The 17632-nt window shown below is 76.0% G+C and carries 12 protein-coding genes; 8 read left to right on the forward strand and 4 right to left on the reverse strand.

Translation table 11 applies throughout. From position 1 onward, the window contains the following. The first annotated feature begins 55 nt into the window (after window positions 1–55). Complete coding sequence (locus tag ACI789_RS00090; protein WP_457006121.1) at window positions 56–1840, forward strand: hypothetical protein; 1785 nt, start codon at window positions 56–58, stop codon at window positions 1838–1840. Window positions 1841–1863: 23 nt separating this feature from the next. Here ACI789_RS00090 and ACI789_RS00095 read toward each other — a convergent pair whose 3' ends face one another. Continuing rightward, entirely contained in the window at window positions 1864–2457 is a 594-nt protein-coding gene (locus ACI789_RS00095) for an SACE_7040 family transcriptional regulator (protein ID WP_457006122.1), read from the reverse strand. A 135-nt stretch (window positions 2458–2592) separates the two neighbouring features. On the opposite strand from ACI789_RS00095, the gene ACI789_RS00100 reads away from it, so the two are divergent. The 5 genes from ACI789_RS00100 to ACI789_RS00120 all read left to right on the forward strand — a co-directional run bounded on the left by ACI789_RS00100 (window position 2593) and on the right by ACI789_RS00120 (window position 10243). Next, window positions 2593–4206, forward strand: a complete 1614-nt coding sequence (locus ACI789_RS00100) for a carboxyl transferase domain-containing protein (RefSeq protein ID WP_457006123.1) — start codon at window positions 2593–2595, stop codon at window positions 4204–4206. Window positions 4207–4336: 130 nt separating this feature from the next. After that, window positions 4337–6331 (forward strand): ATP-binding protein, encoded by a 1995-nt coding sequence (locus ACI789_RS00105; protein WP_457006124.1) that lies wholly within the window; start codon window positions 4337–4339, stop codon window positions 6329–6331. Then, a complete protein-coding gene (locus ACI789_RS00110) occupies window positions 6328–7491 on the forward strand; it encodes an acyl-CoA dehydrogenase family protein (protein ID WP_457006125.1) in 1164 nt (387 codons plus the stop codon). Before ACI789_RS00105 ends, ACI789_RS00110 begins: the two co-directional genes overlap by 4 nt. Window positions 7492–7719: 228 nt before the next feature. Continuing rightward, window positions 7720–9624, forward strand: a complete 1905-nt coding sequence (locus ACI789_RS00115; RefSeq protein ID WP_457006126.1) for a hypothetical protein — start codon at window positions 7720–7722, stop codon at window positions 9622–9624. A 4-nt stretch (window positions 9625–9628) separates the two neighbouring features. After that, the gene (locus ACI789_RS00120; RefSeq protein ID WP_457006127.1) at window positions 9629–10243 is read left to right on the forward strand and encodes a GNAT family N-acetyltransferase; all 615 of its coding nucleotides are present in this window, start codon (window positions 9629–9631) and stop codon (window positions 10241–10243) included. Between the two features lie 41 nt (window positions 10244–10284). Here the strand turns inward: ACI789_RS00120 and ACI789_RS00125 are convergent, their stop codons facing one another. Both ACI789_RS00125 and ACI789_RS00130 read right to left on the reverse strand, forming a co-directional pair. Beyond that, a complete protein-coding gene (locus ACI789_RS00125) occupies window positions 10285–11310 on the reverse strand; it encodes an NADPH:quinone reductase (protein WP_457006128.1) in 1026 nt (341 codons plus the stop codon). Window positions 11311–11350: 40 nt separating this feature from the next. Continuing rightward, window positions 11351–11998 carry an HAD family hydrolase gene (locus tag ACI789_RS00130; RefSeq protein ID WP_457006129.1) on the reverse strand — a complete coding sequence of 216 codons (648 nt, stop codon included), beginning with the start codon at window positions 11996–11998 and terminating at the stop codon, window positions 11351–11353. A 108-nt stretch (window positions 11999–12106) separates the two neighbouring features. On the opposite strand from ACI789_RS00130, the gene ACI789_RS00135 reads away from it, so the two are divergent. Beyond that, window positions 12107–13003 carry an ATP-grasp fold amidoligase family protein gene (locus ACI789_RS00135; protein ID WP_457006130.1) on the forward strand — a complete coding sequence of 299 codons (897 nt, stop codon included), beginning with the start codon at window positions 12107–12109 and terminating at the stop codon, window positions 13001–13003. Between the two features lie 74 nt (window positions 13004–13077). After that, on the forward strand, window positions 13078–14937 hold the full coding sequence (locus tag ACI789_RS00140; RefSeq protein ID WP_457006131.1) for a putative bifunctional diguanylate cyclase/phosphodiesterase: 1860 nt from the start codon (window positions 13078–13080) through the stop codon (window positions 14935–14937). A gap of 69 nt (window positions 14938–15006) precedes the next feature. On the opposite strand, the gene ACI789_RS00145 is transcribed toward ACI789_RS00140, so the two are convergent. Further along, on the reverse strand, window positions 15007–17610 hold the full coding sequence (locus ACI789_RS00145; protein WP_457006132.1) for a bifunctional FO biosynthesis protein CofGH: 2604 nt from the start codon (window positions 17608–17610) through the stop codon (window positions 15007–15009). Between the last annotated feature and the right edge of the window lie 22 nt (window positions 17611–17632).

Consider the following 17632-nt stretch of genomic DNA (forward strand, 5'->3'; position numbering starts at 1 on the left):
CCCGCCGCCCCGCCGCCAGACCCGCTCGGAGGACCACGTGCTGCCCCTCACCCCCATGCCGCTCCAGACGGCGGGGGAACGTGCGCTCTTCGACGAGCTGAGCCGCTGGGACACCGGCGGCGCGGTCCGGGGTGCGGTCGTGGCCTCCATCCCCGTCGTCGACGGACCGATGGAGCGGCGGCTCGCCGACGCCGTCCTGTTCGTGCCGGAGGGCCTGGCGGTGGTCCGCGTGGCCGAGGTGGTCCGCCAGAGCGGCGTGGTGACCGCGACGCCCGAGGGCTCCTGGACGATCGGGCCGGAGGCCGGCCGGCCCGGCGACGTGCTGCGGCTGTCCGGGGGCGGGTCCACCCCGCTGGACGGGCTCATGCGCGCGGGCATGGACGCCGCCGTCCGGCTGCGCCGCGCCGGTCTGGAGCCCGGCCGGATCGCGCGGCTCACCGTGCTGGTCGGCGACCTCACCGGTCTGGTCCCCGCCGACGGCGACCTGGGCGAGGGCGACCAGGTGGCGCTGCTCGAGCCGCGCTCGCTGCTGCTGGGCATCGCCCGGGCGGCCCGCTACACCGGGGTGGACAACCCCCGGCTGTGGACCACCGCCGACGTCCGCGCCGCACTGGACGCGCTGGGCCTGGCCGGCCGCGGTCCCGCGGTGCAGGAACTCAACGGCGAGGGCTTCCCGTACTCGCCCTACGTGCTGCGCACCCCCGAACTGCTGGCGCCCGCCGCGATGAAGGCCGCCGCGCCGAAGCCCGCCCCGGCGCCGGCCCCGGTCGCCGCGCCGTCCGGCCGTCCGCTGGTGGACCCGGTGGCCGCGGCGGCAGTGGCCGCGGCGGCCATCCGCGCCGACGAGGAGGCGGCCGCCCGCGCCGCCGCGACCCGGGACGCCGCAGCCGCCTCCGCCCTCGTCGCGCCCGCTCCGCCGGCACCCGGCCCCCGCACCGAGTCCCCCCGGGGCGGCCCGCAGGACACCCTCGTCGGCCCCACCGTCGGCGTGACCGCGGAGGAGACCGGCGGCATCGGCGGGCTGTTCGCCCGCGCCGAGCCGGACGAGCCGGTCCAGGCCGAGGAGCCGGCCAGAGCCGAGGAGCCGGTCCGGGCCGAGGCGCCGGCGGCCCCCGCGCCCCCGCCCGCCCCCGCACCACCGGCCGCCCGGCCGCCGCTGGCCGACGGCGTCCCGCTGGTCGGGCCTCGTCGGCGCCCGCCGTCGGCGCGGCGCACCGCCCTGCTGGTCGCGGCTGCGCTGCTGCTCGTCGTCGTCCTCGGGATCGGCGCGACGCTGCTGTTCGGCGGGGACGACGAGCAGGCCTCCGCCGGCGCCGGGACGTCGGAGGCGGGGGACTCGACCGCGCCCGTGCAGGCGCCGGCCGGCCCCGAGGTCGGCGACCGCGAGGTGGTCGACGGGCTGACCTTCGTCGCCCAGGAGGTGCGGGTCGACGACACCTGCGAGGGCAACGCCTACGGCGCCGTGGCGGACTTCTTCTCCGACACCGACTGCGCCGGCCTGGCGCGGGCGCTGTACTCGACGGAGGTCCAGGGGCGGCCGGTCGTGGTGTCGGTGTCGGTGGTCGACATGGGCGAGGCCTCGCCCGCCCGGGCGCTGCGCGCGCTGGCCGACCGCAACGGCAGCGGCAACGTCAGCGACCTGCTGCGCGAGGGCGCCCGCTACGACGGCGGGCCGGACCAGTTGAAGGACGCGGAGTACGCCAGCGCGGTGTCGGGCAGCACGGTGACGATCGTGGAGACGGCGTGGGCCCGGGGCGGCAAGAAGGGCACCGCGCACGACCTCGACGTCGTGGCCTCGACCGGGCTGGTCCTGCCCATGCCCGATCCCGTCGCCGGCTGACCCTTCTGGGTGCTCCCCGCGCATCAGGCGGTGGCGGCGGCCTCGGCCATCGCGGCGAGCAGGTCGGCCATCGCGGCCCGCGGCACCCGCCCGGCGCTGTACGGCGTGGAGTTGATCAGCCCGAACACCGCGTGCGCCCGGGCCCGGCTGGCCCCGACGTCCGCGCCGGGGTGCAGCCGGCCCAGGACGTCGACCCACACCTCCACGTAGCGGCGCTGCAGCCGCCGCACCTGCGCGGCCTCCTCCTCGGCCAGCGACCCGAGGTCGCGGTCGTGCACGGTGATGAGCGCCGGGTTGTCGAGGGCGAAGTCGACCTGGAAGGCGATGAGCGTGCGCAGCTGGGCGAGCGGGTCGTCGCCGGCGGCGGCCACCCGGGCGGTGCCGCCGGCCAGCAGCCGCTCGCTGATCCGCAGCAGCATCTCGGCGAGCATCGCGTCCTTGCTGGCGAAGTGCCGGTAGATCGCCGGGCCGGTGACGCCGACCGCCGCACCGACGTCGTCGACCCCGACCGCCCGTGCGCCGCGCTCGGCGAACAGCTGCGCGGCAGCGCGCAGGATCTGCTCCCGGCGGGACGGCCGGGCCGCGTCGGCGTGCAGGGCGGTGTCGACCTCGGCCACATGCCCTCCTCGCCGTCGCTCGTCGGGCACGTGACCGACGGCGCTCCGATCCGCAGGTGACCTCACCGGCTCGGTCACCGCGCGAATGCTAACGCGCGTTGACCCACCGAGTGAACCGTCGTTAACATCGCCGCCGTGGACGCACCTGTGCTCTCCCGCACACCGACGGCCGACGGGGCGGCCGCCGCCCGGAACGCCGCCGCCCACGCCGACCTCGCCGCCGACCTGGCCGCCCAGCTGCGCCGGGTCGCCGAAGGCGGCGGGGAGCGGGCCAGGCAGCGGCACGTGGAGCGCGGCAAGCTGCTGCCCCGCGAGCGGGTCGACGCGCTGCTCGACCCGGGCAGCCCGTTCCTCGAGCTCTCCCCGCTGGCCGCGCACGGCCTCTACGGCGGCGACGCCCCGGCCGCCGGGATCATCACCGGCATCGGCCGGGTCTCCGGCCGCGAGTGCGTGGTCGTCGCCAACGACGCCACCGTCAAGGGCGGCACCTACTACCCGATGACGGTGAAGAAGCACTTGCGCGCGCAGGAGGTGGCGCTGCAGAACCGGCTGCCGTGCGTCTACCTGGTCGACTCCGGCGGGGCGTTCCTGCCGATGCAGGACGAGGTGTTCCCCGACCGCGAGCACTTCGGCCGGATCTTCTACAACCAGGCGACGATGTCGAAGGCCGGCATCCCGCAGATCGCCGCCGTCCTCGGGTCGTGCACCGCGGGTGGCGCGTACGTGCCGGCGATGAGCGACGAGGCGGTCATCGTCCGCGAGCAGGGCACGATCTTCCTCGGCGGCCCGCCGCTGGTGAAGGCCGCGACCGGCGAGGTGGTCACCGCCGAGGAGCTCGGCGGCGGCGACCTGCACAGCCGGGTCAGCGGGGTCATCGACCACCTGGCCGAGGACGACCCGCACGCGCTCCAGCTGGTCCGGCAGATCGTGGCCACCCTCGGGCCGCGGGCTCCGCGGCCGTGGGACGTCGAGCCGGCCGAGGAGCCGCTGTACCCGCCGGAGTCGGTCTACGAGGTGGTGCCGCCGGACCCGCGCACCCCCTACGACGTCCGGGAGGTGATCGCCCGGCTGGTCGACGGCAGCCGGTTCGCCGAGTTCAAGCCGCTCTACGGGCAGACGCTGGTCACCGGGTTCGCCCGGCTGCACGGCCACCCGGTCGGGATCGTCGCCAACAACGGCGTGCTGTTCAGCGAGTCGGCGCTCAAGGGCGCGCACTTCATCGAGCTGTGCGACCGGCGCAGCATCCCGCTGCTGTTCCTGCAGAACATCTCCGGGTTCATGGTCGGTCGCGACTACGAGGCCGGCGGCATCGCCAAGCACGGCGCGAAGATGGTCACCGCCGTCGCCTGCGCCCGGGTGCCGAAGCTGACCGTCGTCATCGGCGGCTCCTTCGGGGCGGGCAACTACTCGATGTGCGGCCGGGCGTACTCGCCGCGGTTCCTGTTCACCTGGCCCAACGCGCGGATCTCGGTGATGGGCGGGGAGCAGGCCGCGTCGGTGCTGGCCCAGGTGCGCCGCGACGGCCTGGAGGCCCGCGGCGGGGAGTGGCCGGCCGCGGAGGAGGAGGCGTTCAAGAAGCCGATCCGGGACCAGTACGAGACCCAGGGGCACCCCTACTACGCCACCGCCCGGCTGTGGGACGACGGCGTGATCGACCCCGCCTCCACCCGGACCGTGCTGGGCCTGGCCCTGTCCGCCTGCGCCAACGCGCCGCTCGAGGACGTCGGCTACGGCGTCTTCCGGATGTGAGAGGGGCAGGCGTGGCCGCCTCCGCCCCGACGGATCGGGAAGTGACCGTGAGAACGACGCGCGAGCGAGCATCGCAGGGAGCGCCAGCGACCGAGGAGCGGAACGAGTGCGGAGTCGAACAGTGAGCCCGATGTTCGACACCGTCCTGGTCGCCAACCGCGGCGAGATCGCCGTCCGGGTGATCCGCACGCTGCGCTCGATGGGCATCCGCTCGGTCGCCGTCTACAGCGCGGCCGACGCCGGTGCGCTGCACACCCAGGTCGCCGACGTCGCCGTCCCGATCGGGCCCGCGCCCGCCGTCGAGAGCTACCTGTCGATCGAGCGGGTGCTCGACGCCGCCGTCCGCACCGGGGCGCAGGCGGTGCACCCCGGCTACGGCTTCCTGTCGGAGAACGTGGAGTTCGCCCGCGCCTGCGAGAAGGCCGGGATCGTCTTCATCGGCCCGCCGGTCGCCGCGATCGAGGCGATGGGCGACAAGATCCGCGCCAAGCAGACCGTCGCGGCCGCCGGCGTGCCCGTCGTCCCGGGGCGCACTAAGCCGGGCATGGACGACGACACGGTGGCCGCCGCGGCGGTCGAGGCCGGCTTCCCGGTGCTGCTCAAGCCGAGCGCCGGCGGGGGTGGCAAGGGCATGCGGGTGGTGCGGTCGGAGGCGGAGCTGCCCGACGCGATCGCCGCCGCCCGGCGCGAGGCCCGCGGCTCGTTCGGCGACGACACCCTGCTGGTGGAGCGCTACATCGGCGCGGCCCGGCACATCGAGGTGCAGGTGCTCAGCGACGCGCACGGCACCGTCGTCCACCTCGGCGAGCGCGAGTGCAGCCTGCAGCGCCGGCACCAGAAGGTGATCGAGGAGGCGCCGTCGCCGCTGCTGTCCCCGGCGCAGCGGTCGGCGATGGGTGCCGCCGCGGTCGAGGCGGCGCGCGCGGTCGGCTACACCGGCGCGGGCACGGTGGAGTTCATCGTCGACGCGGAGAAGCCGGCGGAGTTCTTCTTCCTCGAGATGAACACCCGGCTGCAGGTGGAGCACCCGGTCACCGAGTGCGTGACCGGCCTGGACCTGGTCGAGCTGCAGGTGCGGGTGGCCGCGGGGGAGCGGCTGCCGTTCGGCCAGGACGACGTCCGGCTCGACGGGCACGCCATCGAGGCGCGCCTCTACGCCGAGGACCCCGCCCGCGGCTTCCTCCCGCAGGCGGGCACCGTGCTCGGCCTGCGCGAGCCCAGCGGCACGGGCATCCGGCTGGACAGCTCGCTGGCGGTGGGGTCGGTGGTCGGCACCGACTACGACCCGATGCTGGCCAAGGTGATCGCCTCCGGTCCCGACCGGGCGACCGCGCGGGCCCGGCTGGTCGGCGCGCTCGGGCACACCGCCGTCCTCGGCGTGCCGACCAACACCGCGTTCCTCCGCGCCTTGCTGGCCGACCCCGACGTCGTCGCCGGCCGGCTCGACACCGGGCTGATCGAGCGGCGCGGCGAGGCGCTCACCGCGGCCGACCCGGTGCCCCCGGCCGCGTACGCCGCCGCGGCGCTGGCGCTGCTGGTGGAGGCCGAGCCGGCCGGGCCGGTGGTGGACCGCTGGGACGTCCCCGACGGCTGGCGGCTGGGCGAGCCCGCCTGGACGGTGCGCCGCCTGCAGGCCGCCGGTGGTGAGCCGGTGACCGTGCGGGTCCGCGGGCGGGCGGCGGCCGCCGAGGTGCAGGTGGGGGACGCCGACCCGGTGCCCGCGACCGCCCGGCGGGACGGGGGCGAGCTCGCCGTGACCCTGGACGGCGTCACCTCGCGGTACGCCGTCGTCCACGCCGGCGGCGACGTCTGGCTGGCCGCGAACGGCCGGGTGGCGGCCTTCCGCGAGCACGAGCGGCTGCACTCCGCCGCCGAGGGCGCCGGCGGGGACGGCGTCGTCACCGCGCCCATGCCCGGGACGGTGACGGTGGTGCAGGCGGCGGTCGGCGACCAGGTGGAGGCGGGGACCCCGCTGCTGGTCGTCGAGGCGATGAAGATGGAGCACGTGCTGACCGCCCCCGTCGCGGGGACGGTCGCCGAGCTCCCGGTGGAGGCCGGCCGACAGGTCCGGCTCGACGAGCGGGTGGCCGTGGTGACCCCACGAGCCGCCGACGAGGGGGAGTGACCGACGTGCTGGACTACCGGCTCGACGAGGAGACCGACGCCCTGCGCAAGCTGGTGCGTGAGTTCGCCCAGGAGGTCGTCGCACCGCAGATCGGGGAGTTCTACGAGCGGGACGAGTTCCCGACGGCGATCGTCCGCCAGATGGGCGAGCTGGGGCTGTTCGGGCTGCCCTTCCCCGAGGAGTACGGCGGGTCGGGTGGCACCTACTTCGACCTGTGCGTGGCGCTGGAGGAGCTGGCGCGGGTCGACTCGTCGGTGGCGATCACCCTCGAGGCCGGCGTCTCGCTCGGCGCGATGCCGATCTACCGGTTCGGCACCGAGGAGCAGAAGCAGCGGTGGCTGCCGCGGCTGTGCGCCGGGGAGGCGCTGGGCGCCTTCGGCCTGACCGAGCCCGGCGGCGGCTCGGACGCCGGCGCCACCCGCACCACCGCGCGGCTCGAGGACGGGCAGTGGGTGGTCAACGGGTCGAAGGCGTTCATCACCAACTCCGGCACCGGCATGACCGACCTGGTCACCGTCACCGCGGTCACCGGCACCCGCCCGGACGGCGGCAAGGAGATCTCCGCGATCGCCGTCCCCACCGACACCCCGGGCTTCACCGTGGGCCAGCGGTACTCGAAGGTGGGCTGGAACGCCTCGGACACCCGCGAGCTGTCCTTCAGCGACTGCCGCGTGCCCGAGGAGAACCTCGTCGGCGAGCGGGGCCGCGGCTACGCGCAGTTCCTCTCGATCCTCGACGAGGGCCGGATCGCCATCTCCGCGTTGGCGGTCGGCCTGGCCCAGGGGTGCGTCGACGAGTCGGTGAAGTACGCCGGGCAGCGGGAGGCGTTCGGCCAGCCGATCGGCCGCAACCAGGCGATCCAGTTCATGATCGCCGACATGGAGGTGCGGGCCTCCACCGCGCGGCTGGCCTACTACCGGGCGGCGGAGAAGATGCTGCGCGGCGAGCCGTTCAAGCGCGAGGCCGCGATCGCCAAGCTCTACAGCTCGGAGATCGCGATGGACAACGCCCGCTACGCGACCCAGGTGCACGGCGGCTACGGGTTCATGAACGAGTTCCCGGTGGGCCGCTTCTACCGCGACGCGAAGATCCTGGAGATCGGCGAGGGGACCAGCGAGGTGCAGCGGATGCTCATCGCCCGCGACCTCGGCGTCGGCTGAGCGGAGTGGGAGGGCGCGGAGAACGCGCCCGTGGCACTCCGCTGCCGGCAGGACCCGGACGGTCCGGTACCGGCACGGGAGCGACCCTGTTACGGGCGGGGTGCGCGGGACGAAGGCGCTGGTGGGGACGGCGTGTCGGCAGGCCCGGCGCTGTGACCGGACGGGTCCGTGGGGAGGCTCTCGGCGGCTCCTGACGACGGTCGTCAGGAGACCGCCAGGAGTCCTGCGATGTCGGCGTCCCGTCGTCCCGCCCGCGTCCCCCGTCCGTCCCGTGCCGCGGTCGCGCGGGGCTCCGCCCTGGGGCTCGGCCTGCTCGTCGCCAGTGCGGCCACCGCTCCCGCCGCCCTGGCCGAGGTGGACGACGCCGCGACCGGGGGCGCCGACCCCCGCACCCAGCCCGAGGAGCAGCGCCCGGCGGCCGCACCGCTGAACGAGACCCCGGCGGCCGCCGCCGTGGAGGACCCGCTCGACGGGGACTTCGGCCTCGGCAAGGCGTCCGTGCCCATCGGGATCGCCGTGGACGGCATCGCGCCGCGTGACCTGGACCTGTCCGGCGGGCAGTTCACGCTGACCAGCACCGCCGACGAGACCGCGTCGTTCCGCTGCACCACCGACGTCGCGGGCGCGTGCCGCGTCGAGTTCGGCACCGGGCGCAGCGAGGACCCGTCCGTGGTCCGCGTCCCGGCCGGCGCGTACGCCCTGCGCCAGACCACGCCGGTGCCCGGGCTGGCCCCGGCCGCGGGCCGGTCCTGGACGATCTCCATCTGCGACCCCGAGGAGGAGTCGTTCGCAGGCCTGTTCTGCAGCATGGCGTCGGCGGTGCCGTACGAGCTCGCGGTCGCCAACACCTCCCGGTTCCACACCCGCATCGAGACCACCGTCGTCGACCGGGTCACCGGGCGGCCGGTGTCCGGGGTGGGCTACGAGCTGACGGGGCCGGACTACCGGCACGCCCCGGACGCCGAGACGGCCGACGACTGCCAGGCCGCGGAGGAGCCGGAGGAGGATCCGACGCCGGAGCCGGAGTACCCCTTCCCGGTGCGCCTGGGCAGCCCTGCCGGCGAGCCCCTCCCCGGCGCCGGAACCGAGGCGGCGGGCACTGCACCGGCGGACGGCGCTGCGGCCGTGGACGGCGAGGCGGTCGCCGACACCGAGGTCACCGACTCCGAGGCCACCGACTCCGAGGCCACCGAGCCCGGGTCCCCGAGCGCGGACACGGCGGCTGAGGACACCGGCGCCGCGACCGCCGACACCGGCACGCCCGACGTGGCAGACACCGATCCCGGCGACGCAGGCACCGACTCCGGCGACGCAGGCACCGACCCCGGCGACGCGGGCACCGACCCCGGCGAGGTCCCCGACGCCGGCGCCGTCGCGGCTGCCGACTCCCGCGAGGTCGCCGACACCGACGACGCCCAGGACGCGGGGACCGCCGTCGCGGCAGCCGCAGCGGCCGTACCGGACGAGGACGCCGTCCCCACCACGGACGAGCACGGGCTCGTGGTCCACACCGGCTGCTTCCTGCCCGGCACGTGGCGGATGACGGCGGTGCACACCCCCGCCGGCTACGCCCCGGGCGACACCTTCACCACCGCGCTCTCCGCCCCGGTGGTCGACGAGGGGTACGGCGAGCTCGACCAGACCTTCGAGCAGACCCGCCGCCTCCGCCCCGTCGGGTCGACCGGCGACGCGGACGACAGCCCGGAGGCGTCGCCGACCCCGAGCCGGCCGACCGAGCCGAGTCCGCGCCCCGAGCCGGCTGCGGACCCGGTCCCCGCCTCGACGGACGACGAGCAGGCCGCGGGCGGCGGCTCCACCGGCGGCACCACCGGCCGCACCAGCGAGGGCAGCACCGACGGCAGCTCGCGCGGTGTGCCCGCCCCGGTCCCGGCCCCGGCCGCCGTCGCTCCGGACACCCCGGCCGCGACGCCGTCGGCCACGACGCCCCAGCGGTCCACCGCGCCGTCCTCGCCGCAGCCGGTCGCTGAGGACGCGGGCGGCTCCGAGCAGCTCGAGCCGGCCAGCGAGAGCACGGCGTTCGAGGCCGGTCTGATCGGGTTCGGCGTCCTGTTCGTCGCCGCGGTCGTCGTCGGCCTCGGCCTGGTGCGCCGCCGCGCCCGCCGGCAGGACTGACCCGGTGCTCTCCGGGTGGTGGGCCCGGCTGCCCGGACCACGGCAGCCGGGCTCGCCCGCGCAGCACACGCTGGTCGGCGTCCTCTCGGCGGAGTTCCCGGCACACGCCGTGGTCGACCTGCCCGACGCGCGCCGCCCCGCCGGGTGGCAGGTCGCCGTCCGGGCCGACGTGGACGGCACCCGGGTGCACTCCGTCGAGGTCGCCCTGCCTGAGGCGCCCCTGCTCTGGTACGTCGAGCTCCCCGAGCCCGGCGAGGGGGCGACCACGCTGGTGGCCTTCTCCGACGCGCGGCACGCCGAGGGCACCCTGCTCAGCGGTGAGCAGGCCCGGGCGGCCGGGGTCGCCGGGCGGCACCAGGTCGCGGCGTTGCGCTGGTGGACCGGCACCGGCCTGGTGCACCAGGTCTACGTCGCGCCGCAGCACCGCCGCCGCGGCGTGGCGGGCAAGCTCGTGCAGGCGGCGTACGGCATCCAGGCCGCCCGGGGGCTGCCCGGGCTGCACGGGGACGGCCGCCGCACCGACGACGGCGAGCGCTGGCGGGCCGGCCTGCCGGACTTCCTCGCCTGGCGGCTGGCCCCGCGCAGCGAGCGCCTCCCGTCGATGACGCCGGGGGAGTAGCGGAGTGCCACGGCGCGGGAACTGCGCCCGTGGCGCTCCGCTCAGGCGGTGACGTCGACGAGCACCTTGCCGACGGCGCCGTCCTCGACCGCGCGCTGCGCCTGCGCGGTCTCGGCCAGCGGGTGCACGTGCAGCGGCAGGCCGGCGTCCTCACCGACCCGGACGGCGCCGTCGAGGACCGCGGCGTTCACGTCCTCGACGGCGATCGCCTTGGCCCGCTCCGGCTCGGTGTAGACGAGCACGAACTGCCAGCGTGCGTTCGGGCCCATCTGCGTGCGGACCGGCAGGGTCACCTCGTCGCCGCCGTTGTTGGCGTAGACCGCGACCGAACCGTGCAGCCCGACTACCTGCGCGTCGACGGCGGCGTTCTGCGCCGGCGCCACCTCGACGACGGCGTCCACGCCCTTGGCCGTGATCTTGCGGACCTCGGCGACGACGTCCTGCTGCCGGTAGTCGATGACGTGGCTGGCACCCGCGGCGGCGGCCAGCTGCGCCTTGCGCGGGCTGCTCACCGTGGCGATCACGGTGGCGTCGGCCCAGCGGGCGAGCTGGATGGCGGCGTTGCCCACCGCGCCGGCGCCGCCCTGCACGAGCACGGTGGAGCCGGTCAGCGAGCCGGGGCCCAGCCGGTCGGGGAGCGACTCGGCGACGGTCAGGCAGCGGTGCGCGGTGAGGAACGGGATGCCCAGCGCGGCGCCCAGCTCGAAGGACGGGCCGGCGCCCAGCAGCACGACCTGCCGGGCTGGGACGACGGTGTACTCGGCGGCGGTCCCGAACGGCCGCTGCCAGGCCGCCTCCCAGATCCACACCCGCTCGCCGACCAGCACCGGGTCGACGCCCTCCCCGACGGCGTCGACGGTGCCCGAGCCGTCCTGGTGGGGGATCTGACCGTCCGGGCCGATCGCGGCACCCGCGGTGGCGCCGCTGCGGGACTTCCAGTCGGTCGGGTTGACCCCGGAGAAGGCGACGCGCACGCGCACCTCGCCGGGACCGGGCTCGGGAGTGGGCCGCTCGACGAGCCGGAGCACGTCGGCATCGCCGTTCTGCGTGTAGGTGATCGCTCGCACGGCAGCGCCCTACCCGTTCCTGCGCCGATCAGTGCCGGAGTCAGCGCCAGGTGACCGTCTCCGGCGGCCGCCCCAGCACCCGCCGGACCTCCCGCTCCGCCCGGCCGCCGCCGTTGACCAGCACCGGGCGGGCGGTGCCGGCGAACAGCGGCAGGTCCGAGGCGCTGTCGCTGTAGACGGCCACCCACGGCGGCGGGTGGCCGCGCTCGGTGAGCAGGGTCACCTTCGTCTCGCCCATGGCCCGGCGCACCCGCAGCGGCCGGAAGGACCCGGTCGAGCCGACGACGTCGACGTCCGCCAGCCCGAGGGCGGCCAGGAAGCCGCGGGCCATCGTCTCCTCGCAACCGGTCGCGACGACGACGCGGTGGCCCTGCCGCTGGTGCCGGCGCACGCAGGCGACGGCCTCGGCGACGGCGGCCTCGGGCTTGCGGGCGAGGACGCGGCGGTAGGCGCCGGCGATCGCCGCCACGCCGCCGTCCGGCTGCCGGCCGACGGCCACGCGGGTCAGGAGCCGGGCGGCCAGCGGGCGGGTCCAGGGCAGGGCGGAGCCGACCAGGAGCACGGGGGCGAGCAGCAGCAGCGGCAGAGCGTGCAGCGGCGACTGCCGCAGCCGGCCGGAGAGGAACAGCGTCGAGGCGTCCCCGCCGAGCAGCACCTTGTCCAGGTCGACCACGACCGTCGGGCTCATGCCGGGGGAGTACCGGAGTGCCGGGGCGCAGGAAACCTGCGCGTGCGCACTCCGCTCGGAGGGCGGGTTCGCGTTGCCGGGGCGCGCACGGGCTGGTGAGGTCGGGCGGTGCCCGCGCTGCCGACCCGACCGGCCCCGTTCCCGCTGCGCCGGATCCGGCAGTACCGCGAGGTGACCGGACGGTTCCCGCCCCTGCTGCGGCCGCGCACCTTCAACGAGAAGCTGAACTGGCGCATCTGCTTCGACCGCCGGGCCCTGCTCGCGCACACCTGCGACAAGCTGGCGATGAAGGAGCACGCCCGGCGGCGCGCACCCGCCGGCCTGCGCATCCCGCGGACGCTGTGGGCCGGCACCGACCTCGCCGAGCTCGCCGAGGTGGCGCTGCCGGCGCACTGGGTGGTCAAGCCCAACCACTCCTGCCGCCGGGTGCACGTCGGCTCGGGGGCGGCCGACCCCGCCGAGCTGGCCCGGCGCACGGAGGGCTGGGTCGAGGAGCGGTACTGGGAGCTCAGCGAGGAGTGGGCCTACCGCCGGGCGCGTCCGGGCCTGCTGGCCGAGGAGTACGTCGGCGTCCCCGGCCAGGTGCCCGTCGACCTCAAGGTCCTGGTCTTCGACGGCGTGCCGCGGCTCGTGGAGGAGCACACCAGCCGCGGACCCGAGCACCGGATCCGGTTCCGGACGCCGGACTGGGCGCCGCTGCCGTGGACCGCCGGCTACCGGCGCGGCCCGGACACCCCGCCGCCGGACCGGCTCGCGGAGATGCTCACCGCCGCCTCGGCCCTGGCCGCCGGCTACGACATGCTCCGCGTGGACTTCTACGAGCACGCCGGTGAGCTGTGGTTCGGCGAGCTCACGCCGTACCCCGGCGCCGGCTGGACGCGGCTGGAGCCCGAGTTCGACGAGCTGCTGGGCACCTGGTGGACGCTGCCCTGGCGCCGCCGTCGGGCGCCGGTCCTGCCGCTGCTCCTGCCCGCGGACCGGCCGGAGCAGCGCGCCGCCGCCTGACCGCCGTCCCCCCTCGGGGTGACGCCCGGGCCGCACCCCTCCAGCGCAGGCGGTGTCCGGGCGATGACAGAGGCGTGCAGCTCAGACTCCCCGGCCGCATCGTGGCCCTGCTCCCCGAAGGGCGGAGCCTGCCCGACGAGGTCTGGCAGCGGCGGCACCGCGCCATCGTGTGGATCGCGGCCGTCCAGGCCCTGGGCCTGGGCCTGCTGACCCTGGGGGCCGGCCACGCGGCGCTCACCGCGGTGTTCGTGACGTGCGGCGTCGCCTACCCGCTGGCCTTCCTGCTGCTGCCGGGCGTCGGCCGGACCCTCCAAGCGGCCGCGACGTCGCTCAGTCTGCTCTTGGCCTCCGTGGCGCTGGTGCACATCCTCGGCGGGCTGACCGAGGCCCACTTCCACTTCTTCGTCGTCGTCGGCCTGGTGGCCCTCTACCAGAGCTGGCTGCCCTTCGGGCTGGCGCTGCTGGTGGTCCTGGTCCACCACGGGGTCGTGGGCACCATCTTCCCGCACGAGGTCTTCGGGCACGAGGGTGCCCACCGCTCCCCGTGGGCGTGGGCGGCGCTGCACGGTGCGTTCGTCCTGGCCGCCAGCCTGGCCCACCTCGCGGCGTGGCGGCTCAACGAGGAGCAGGGGCTGCGCGACCCGCTCACCGGCCTGGCCAACCGCACGCGGCTGGTCGAGCACGCCGAGCGCCTGCTCGCCCGCGACGGCGGCCCGGTCGGCGTGCTCCTGCTCGACGTCGACGACTTCCGCGACGTCAACGACGCCCGCGGGCACGCCGCCGGCGACCGGCTGCTGGTCGCCCTCGGGCGGCGGCTGGCCGGGTGCGTGCGCGCCGGCGACCGGGTCGGCCGGCTCGGGGGCGACGAGTTCGCCGTCGTGGTGGACGGCGGCCCCGAGGTCGTGCACGCCGTCGGCGAGCGGGTGCTGCGGGCGCTGGCCGACCCGGTCGCCGTCGACGGCCGGCCGCTGTCGGTGCACGTGAGCATCGGGGCGGCCGGCACCGCCACCGCCGGGGAGCGGAGCGCCGTGACCCTGCTGCGCAACGCCGACCTGGCCATGTACATGGCCAAGGCGCTGGGCAAGAACCGGCTGGTGCACTACGCCGACGGCATGGCCCAGGCGGCGCGGGACAAGGCCGAGCTGCTCGAGGACCTCGCCCGCGCCACCACGGCCGGCCAGCTCGAGGTGCACTACCAGCCGACCATCGACCTGGCCTCGGACGCGGTCACCGGCTTCGAGGCGCTGCTGCGCTGGCGCCACCCGAGCCGCGGGCTGGTGCCGCCGGGGGAGTTCGTGCCGCTCGCCGAGGAGGGCGGGCACATCGTCGAGATCGGCCGCTGGGTGCTGGCCGTGGCCACCCGCCAGGCGGCCGCCTGGTCGGCGCTCGCCGGCCGGCCGCTGGGCGTCGCGGTGAACCTCTCACCGCGGCAGCTGGCCGACGACGACGTGGTGGCCGCGGTCCGCGAGGCCCTCGACGGCAGCGGCCTGCCGGCCCGCCAGCTGACGCTGGAGGTCACCGAGGGGGTGCTCGTCCGCGACGTCGACCAGGTCGTGCGCCAGCTGCGGGCGCTGCGCGCGCTCGGTGTCCGCATCGCCATCGACGACTTCGGCACGGGCTACTCCAGCCTGTCCTACCTGCGCCGGCTGCCCGCGGACATCGTGAAGATCGACCGCAGCTTCGTGCAGGACCTCGGCACCGGCGGCACGACGACGACGCTGGTCGCGTCGATCATCGAGCTGGCCCGCAGCCTGCACCTGGACGTCGTCGCCGAGGGCGTGGAGACCGCCCAGCAGCACGCCGTCCTGCGCTCGCTGGACTGCTCGCACGCGCAGGGCTACCTGTTCGGCAGGCCGGCTCCCGCGGGCGCGCAGCAGCCGCCCCCGCGGCCGGCCCTCCCCACCGCGCGTGGCCCGGTGACCGCCCTCCGCTGAGCCGGCCCGAGTGGCGAGCTGCCGTGGTCTCCCCGCACCGGAGACCACGGCCGCTCGCCACTGGACGCGTCATATCGGTGTGATCGAGAGCGTCAGCGCGCGGCGGCCCTCGTCCGAGCGCGCGGTGGCCATCCGCTCGGCCGACGGGGTGCCGTACTCGGTGGTGCGCTGACGGGCGGGGCGGCCTATGGCGGCGGCGATCGCCTCGAGCTCGGCGATGGTCTTCAGCGAGCCGTTCTCGCTGCCGGCCATCCGGCTGATCGTCTCCTCCATCAGGGTGCCGCCGAGGTCGTTCGCGCCGCCCTGCAGCACCGCCTTCGTGCCCGCCTCGCCGAGCTTGACCCAGGAGGTCTGGACGTTGGCGATCCGGCCGTGGAGCAGCAGCCGGGCGACGGCGTGCACCGCGCGGTTCTCCCGCACCGTGGGCCCCGGGCGTGCGACGCCGGCCAGGTAGATCGGCGAGCTGTGGTGCACGAACGGCAGCAGCACGAACTCGGTGAACCCGCCGGTCTCGTCCTGCACCGCCGCCAGCGTGCGCAGGTGCGCCACCCAGTGCGCGGGGGTGTCGACGTGGCCGTACATCATCGTGGAGGTCGTCGGGATGCCCACCCGGTGCGCGGTGGTGATGATCTCGATCCACGTCGCGGCGGGCAGCTTGCCCTTGGTCAGCACCCAGCGGACGTCGTCGTCGAGGATCTCCGCCGCGGTGCCGGGGACCGAGTCCAGCCCGGCCTCCTTCGCGGCCACCAGGAACTCCTCGAACGACAGCCCGGTGCGAGCCGCGCCGTTGACGATCTCCATGGGGGAGAACGCGTGCAGGTGGATGCCGGGCTGCCGGCGCTTCACCTCGCGGGCCAGGTCGAGGTAGGCGGTGCCCGGCAGGTCGGGGTGGATGCCGCCCTGCATGCAGATCTCGGTCGCCCCGGCCCGCCACGCCTCGTCGACCCGGTCGCCCACCTGGGCCATCGACAGGGTGTAGGCGTCGGCGTCGGTGCGCCGCTGGGCGAACGCGCAGAACCGGCAGCCGGTGTAGCAGACGTTGGTGAAGTTGATGTTCCGGTTCACCACGTAGGTGACGTCGTCGCCGACGGTGTCGGCGCGGACGGCGTCGGCCAGCGCGCACAGGTGCTCCAGGTCGCTGCCGTCGGCGCCGAGCAGGGTCAGGTACTCGTCGTCGGAGAGCCCGGCCGGGTCGGTCTCCGCGTGCAGCAGCGCCGCGAGCACCTCCCGGTCGCCGACCGCCAGCGCCGTCGAGTGCCCGTCCCGAGCCGACGTCGTCCGCTCGCGCAGCTCGGACCAGTCGCCGTAGACGGCGTCGAAGTCGCTGCGCCGGTCGGCGGTGCGCCCGACGGTGTCGACCTCGACGTGCAGCTCGGTCCGGCCGGACGACGTCCACGCCTCGTCGGGCTCCTGCCACGGCAGCCCGGCCGGGATCCGGTCGGCCACCGCCAGCCCGTCGGGCCCGGCCAGCGCGGCGACGTGCGGGCGCACCCGCGGGTCCAGCCACGGCTCGGGTTCCAGCACGTACCGCGGCTGGGCGGCCAGCCGCTCCCGCAGGGTGAACCCCGCCTCGGCGCTCAGCGCGGCCAGCTTGTCGATGTTGGGCCAGGGCCGCTCGGGGTTGACGTGGTCGGGCGTCAGCGGCGAGACCCCGCCCCAGTCGTCGACGCCGGCGCGCAGCAGCAGGCCCAGCTCGGTGGAGTCGCTCAGGTTCGGCGGGGCCTGCACCCGTGCCTTCGGGCCGAGCAGCAGCCGGGTGACCGCGACCGCGGCGACGTACTCCTGCAGCTCCAGGTCGTCGGCGCCGGCCATCGCCGTCCGCGACTTGGCCCGGAAGTTCTGGACGATGACCTCCTGCACGTGCCCGTGCCGGGAGTGCGCGGCCCGGATCGCGCCGATCGCCTCCACCCGCTCGGCCGGGGTCTCCCCGATGCCCAGGAGCACGCCGGTGGTGAAGGGCACCGCCGACCGCCCGGCGTCCTCCAGCACCCGCAGCCGCACCGCCGGCTCCTTGTCCGGGGAGCCGAAGTGCGGGCCGCCCGGCTCCGCCCACAGCCGCGTGGCGGTGGTCTCGAGCATCATCCCCATGGACGCCGACACCGACTTGAGGCGCTGGATCTCCTCCCACGACAGCACGCCGGGGTTGAGGTGCGGGAGCAGCCCGGTCTCCTCCAGCACCCGGATCGCCATCGCTCGCAGGTAGGCCAGGGTCGAGTCGAAGCCGTGCGCCTCCAGCCACTCGCGCGCGACCGGCCAGCGGTCCTCGGGCCGGTCGCCGAGGGTGAACAGCGCCTCCTTGCAGCCCAGCGCGGCGCCGGCGCGGGCGACGTCGAGCACCTCGTCGGGGGAGAGGAACGGCGCCCTGCCCTCCCGGCGCAGCGCGCCCGGCGTGGTCACGAACGTGCAGTAGTGGCAGCGGTCGCGGCACAGGTGGGTCAGCGGGATGAACACCTTGCGGCTGTAGGTCACCACCCCCGGGCGGCCGGCCGAGGCCAGCCCCGCGTCCCGGACCCGGGAGGCCGCGGTGAGCAGCCGGTCCAGCGGCTCGCCGGGGCCCAGCCCGCGCGCGGACAGCAGGATCTCGGCCTCGGTGGCGTCCAGCGTCACGCCGCGGTCGGCGCGGGCCAGCGCGCGGCGGAGGGCGGAGTCGGTGGGCGTGAGCTGCTCGGTCATCCCGGCCGACGCTAGTGGAAGG

Source organism: Geodermatophilus sp. SYSU D00965, assembly GCF_054050075.1.

Excerpts from the sequence above, each read along its gene's own strand:
- ACI789_RS00130 (WP_457006129.1), bottom strand. The coding sequence starts at position 11,998 with ATGAGCCCGACGGTCGTGGTCGACCTGGACAAGGTGCTGCTCGGCGGG.
- ACI789_RS00115 (WP_457006126.1), top strand. The coding sequence starts at position 7,720 with ATGTCGGCGTCCCGTCGTCCCGCCCGCGTCCCCCGTCCGTCCCGTGCC.
- ACI789_RS00145 (WP_457006132.1), bottom strand. The coding sequence starts at position 17,610 with ATGACCGAGCAGCTCACGCCCACCGACTCCGCCCTCCGCCGCGCGCTG.
- ACI789_RS00105 (WP_457006124.1), top strand. The coding sequence starts at position 4,337 with ATGTTCGACACCGTCCTGGTCGCCAACCGCGGCGAGATCGCCGTCCGG.
- ACI789_RS00090 (WP_457006121.1), top strand. The coding sequence starts at position 56 with ATGCCGCTCCAGACGGCGGGGGAACGTGCGCTCTTCGACGAGCTGAGC.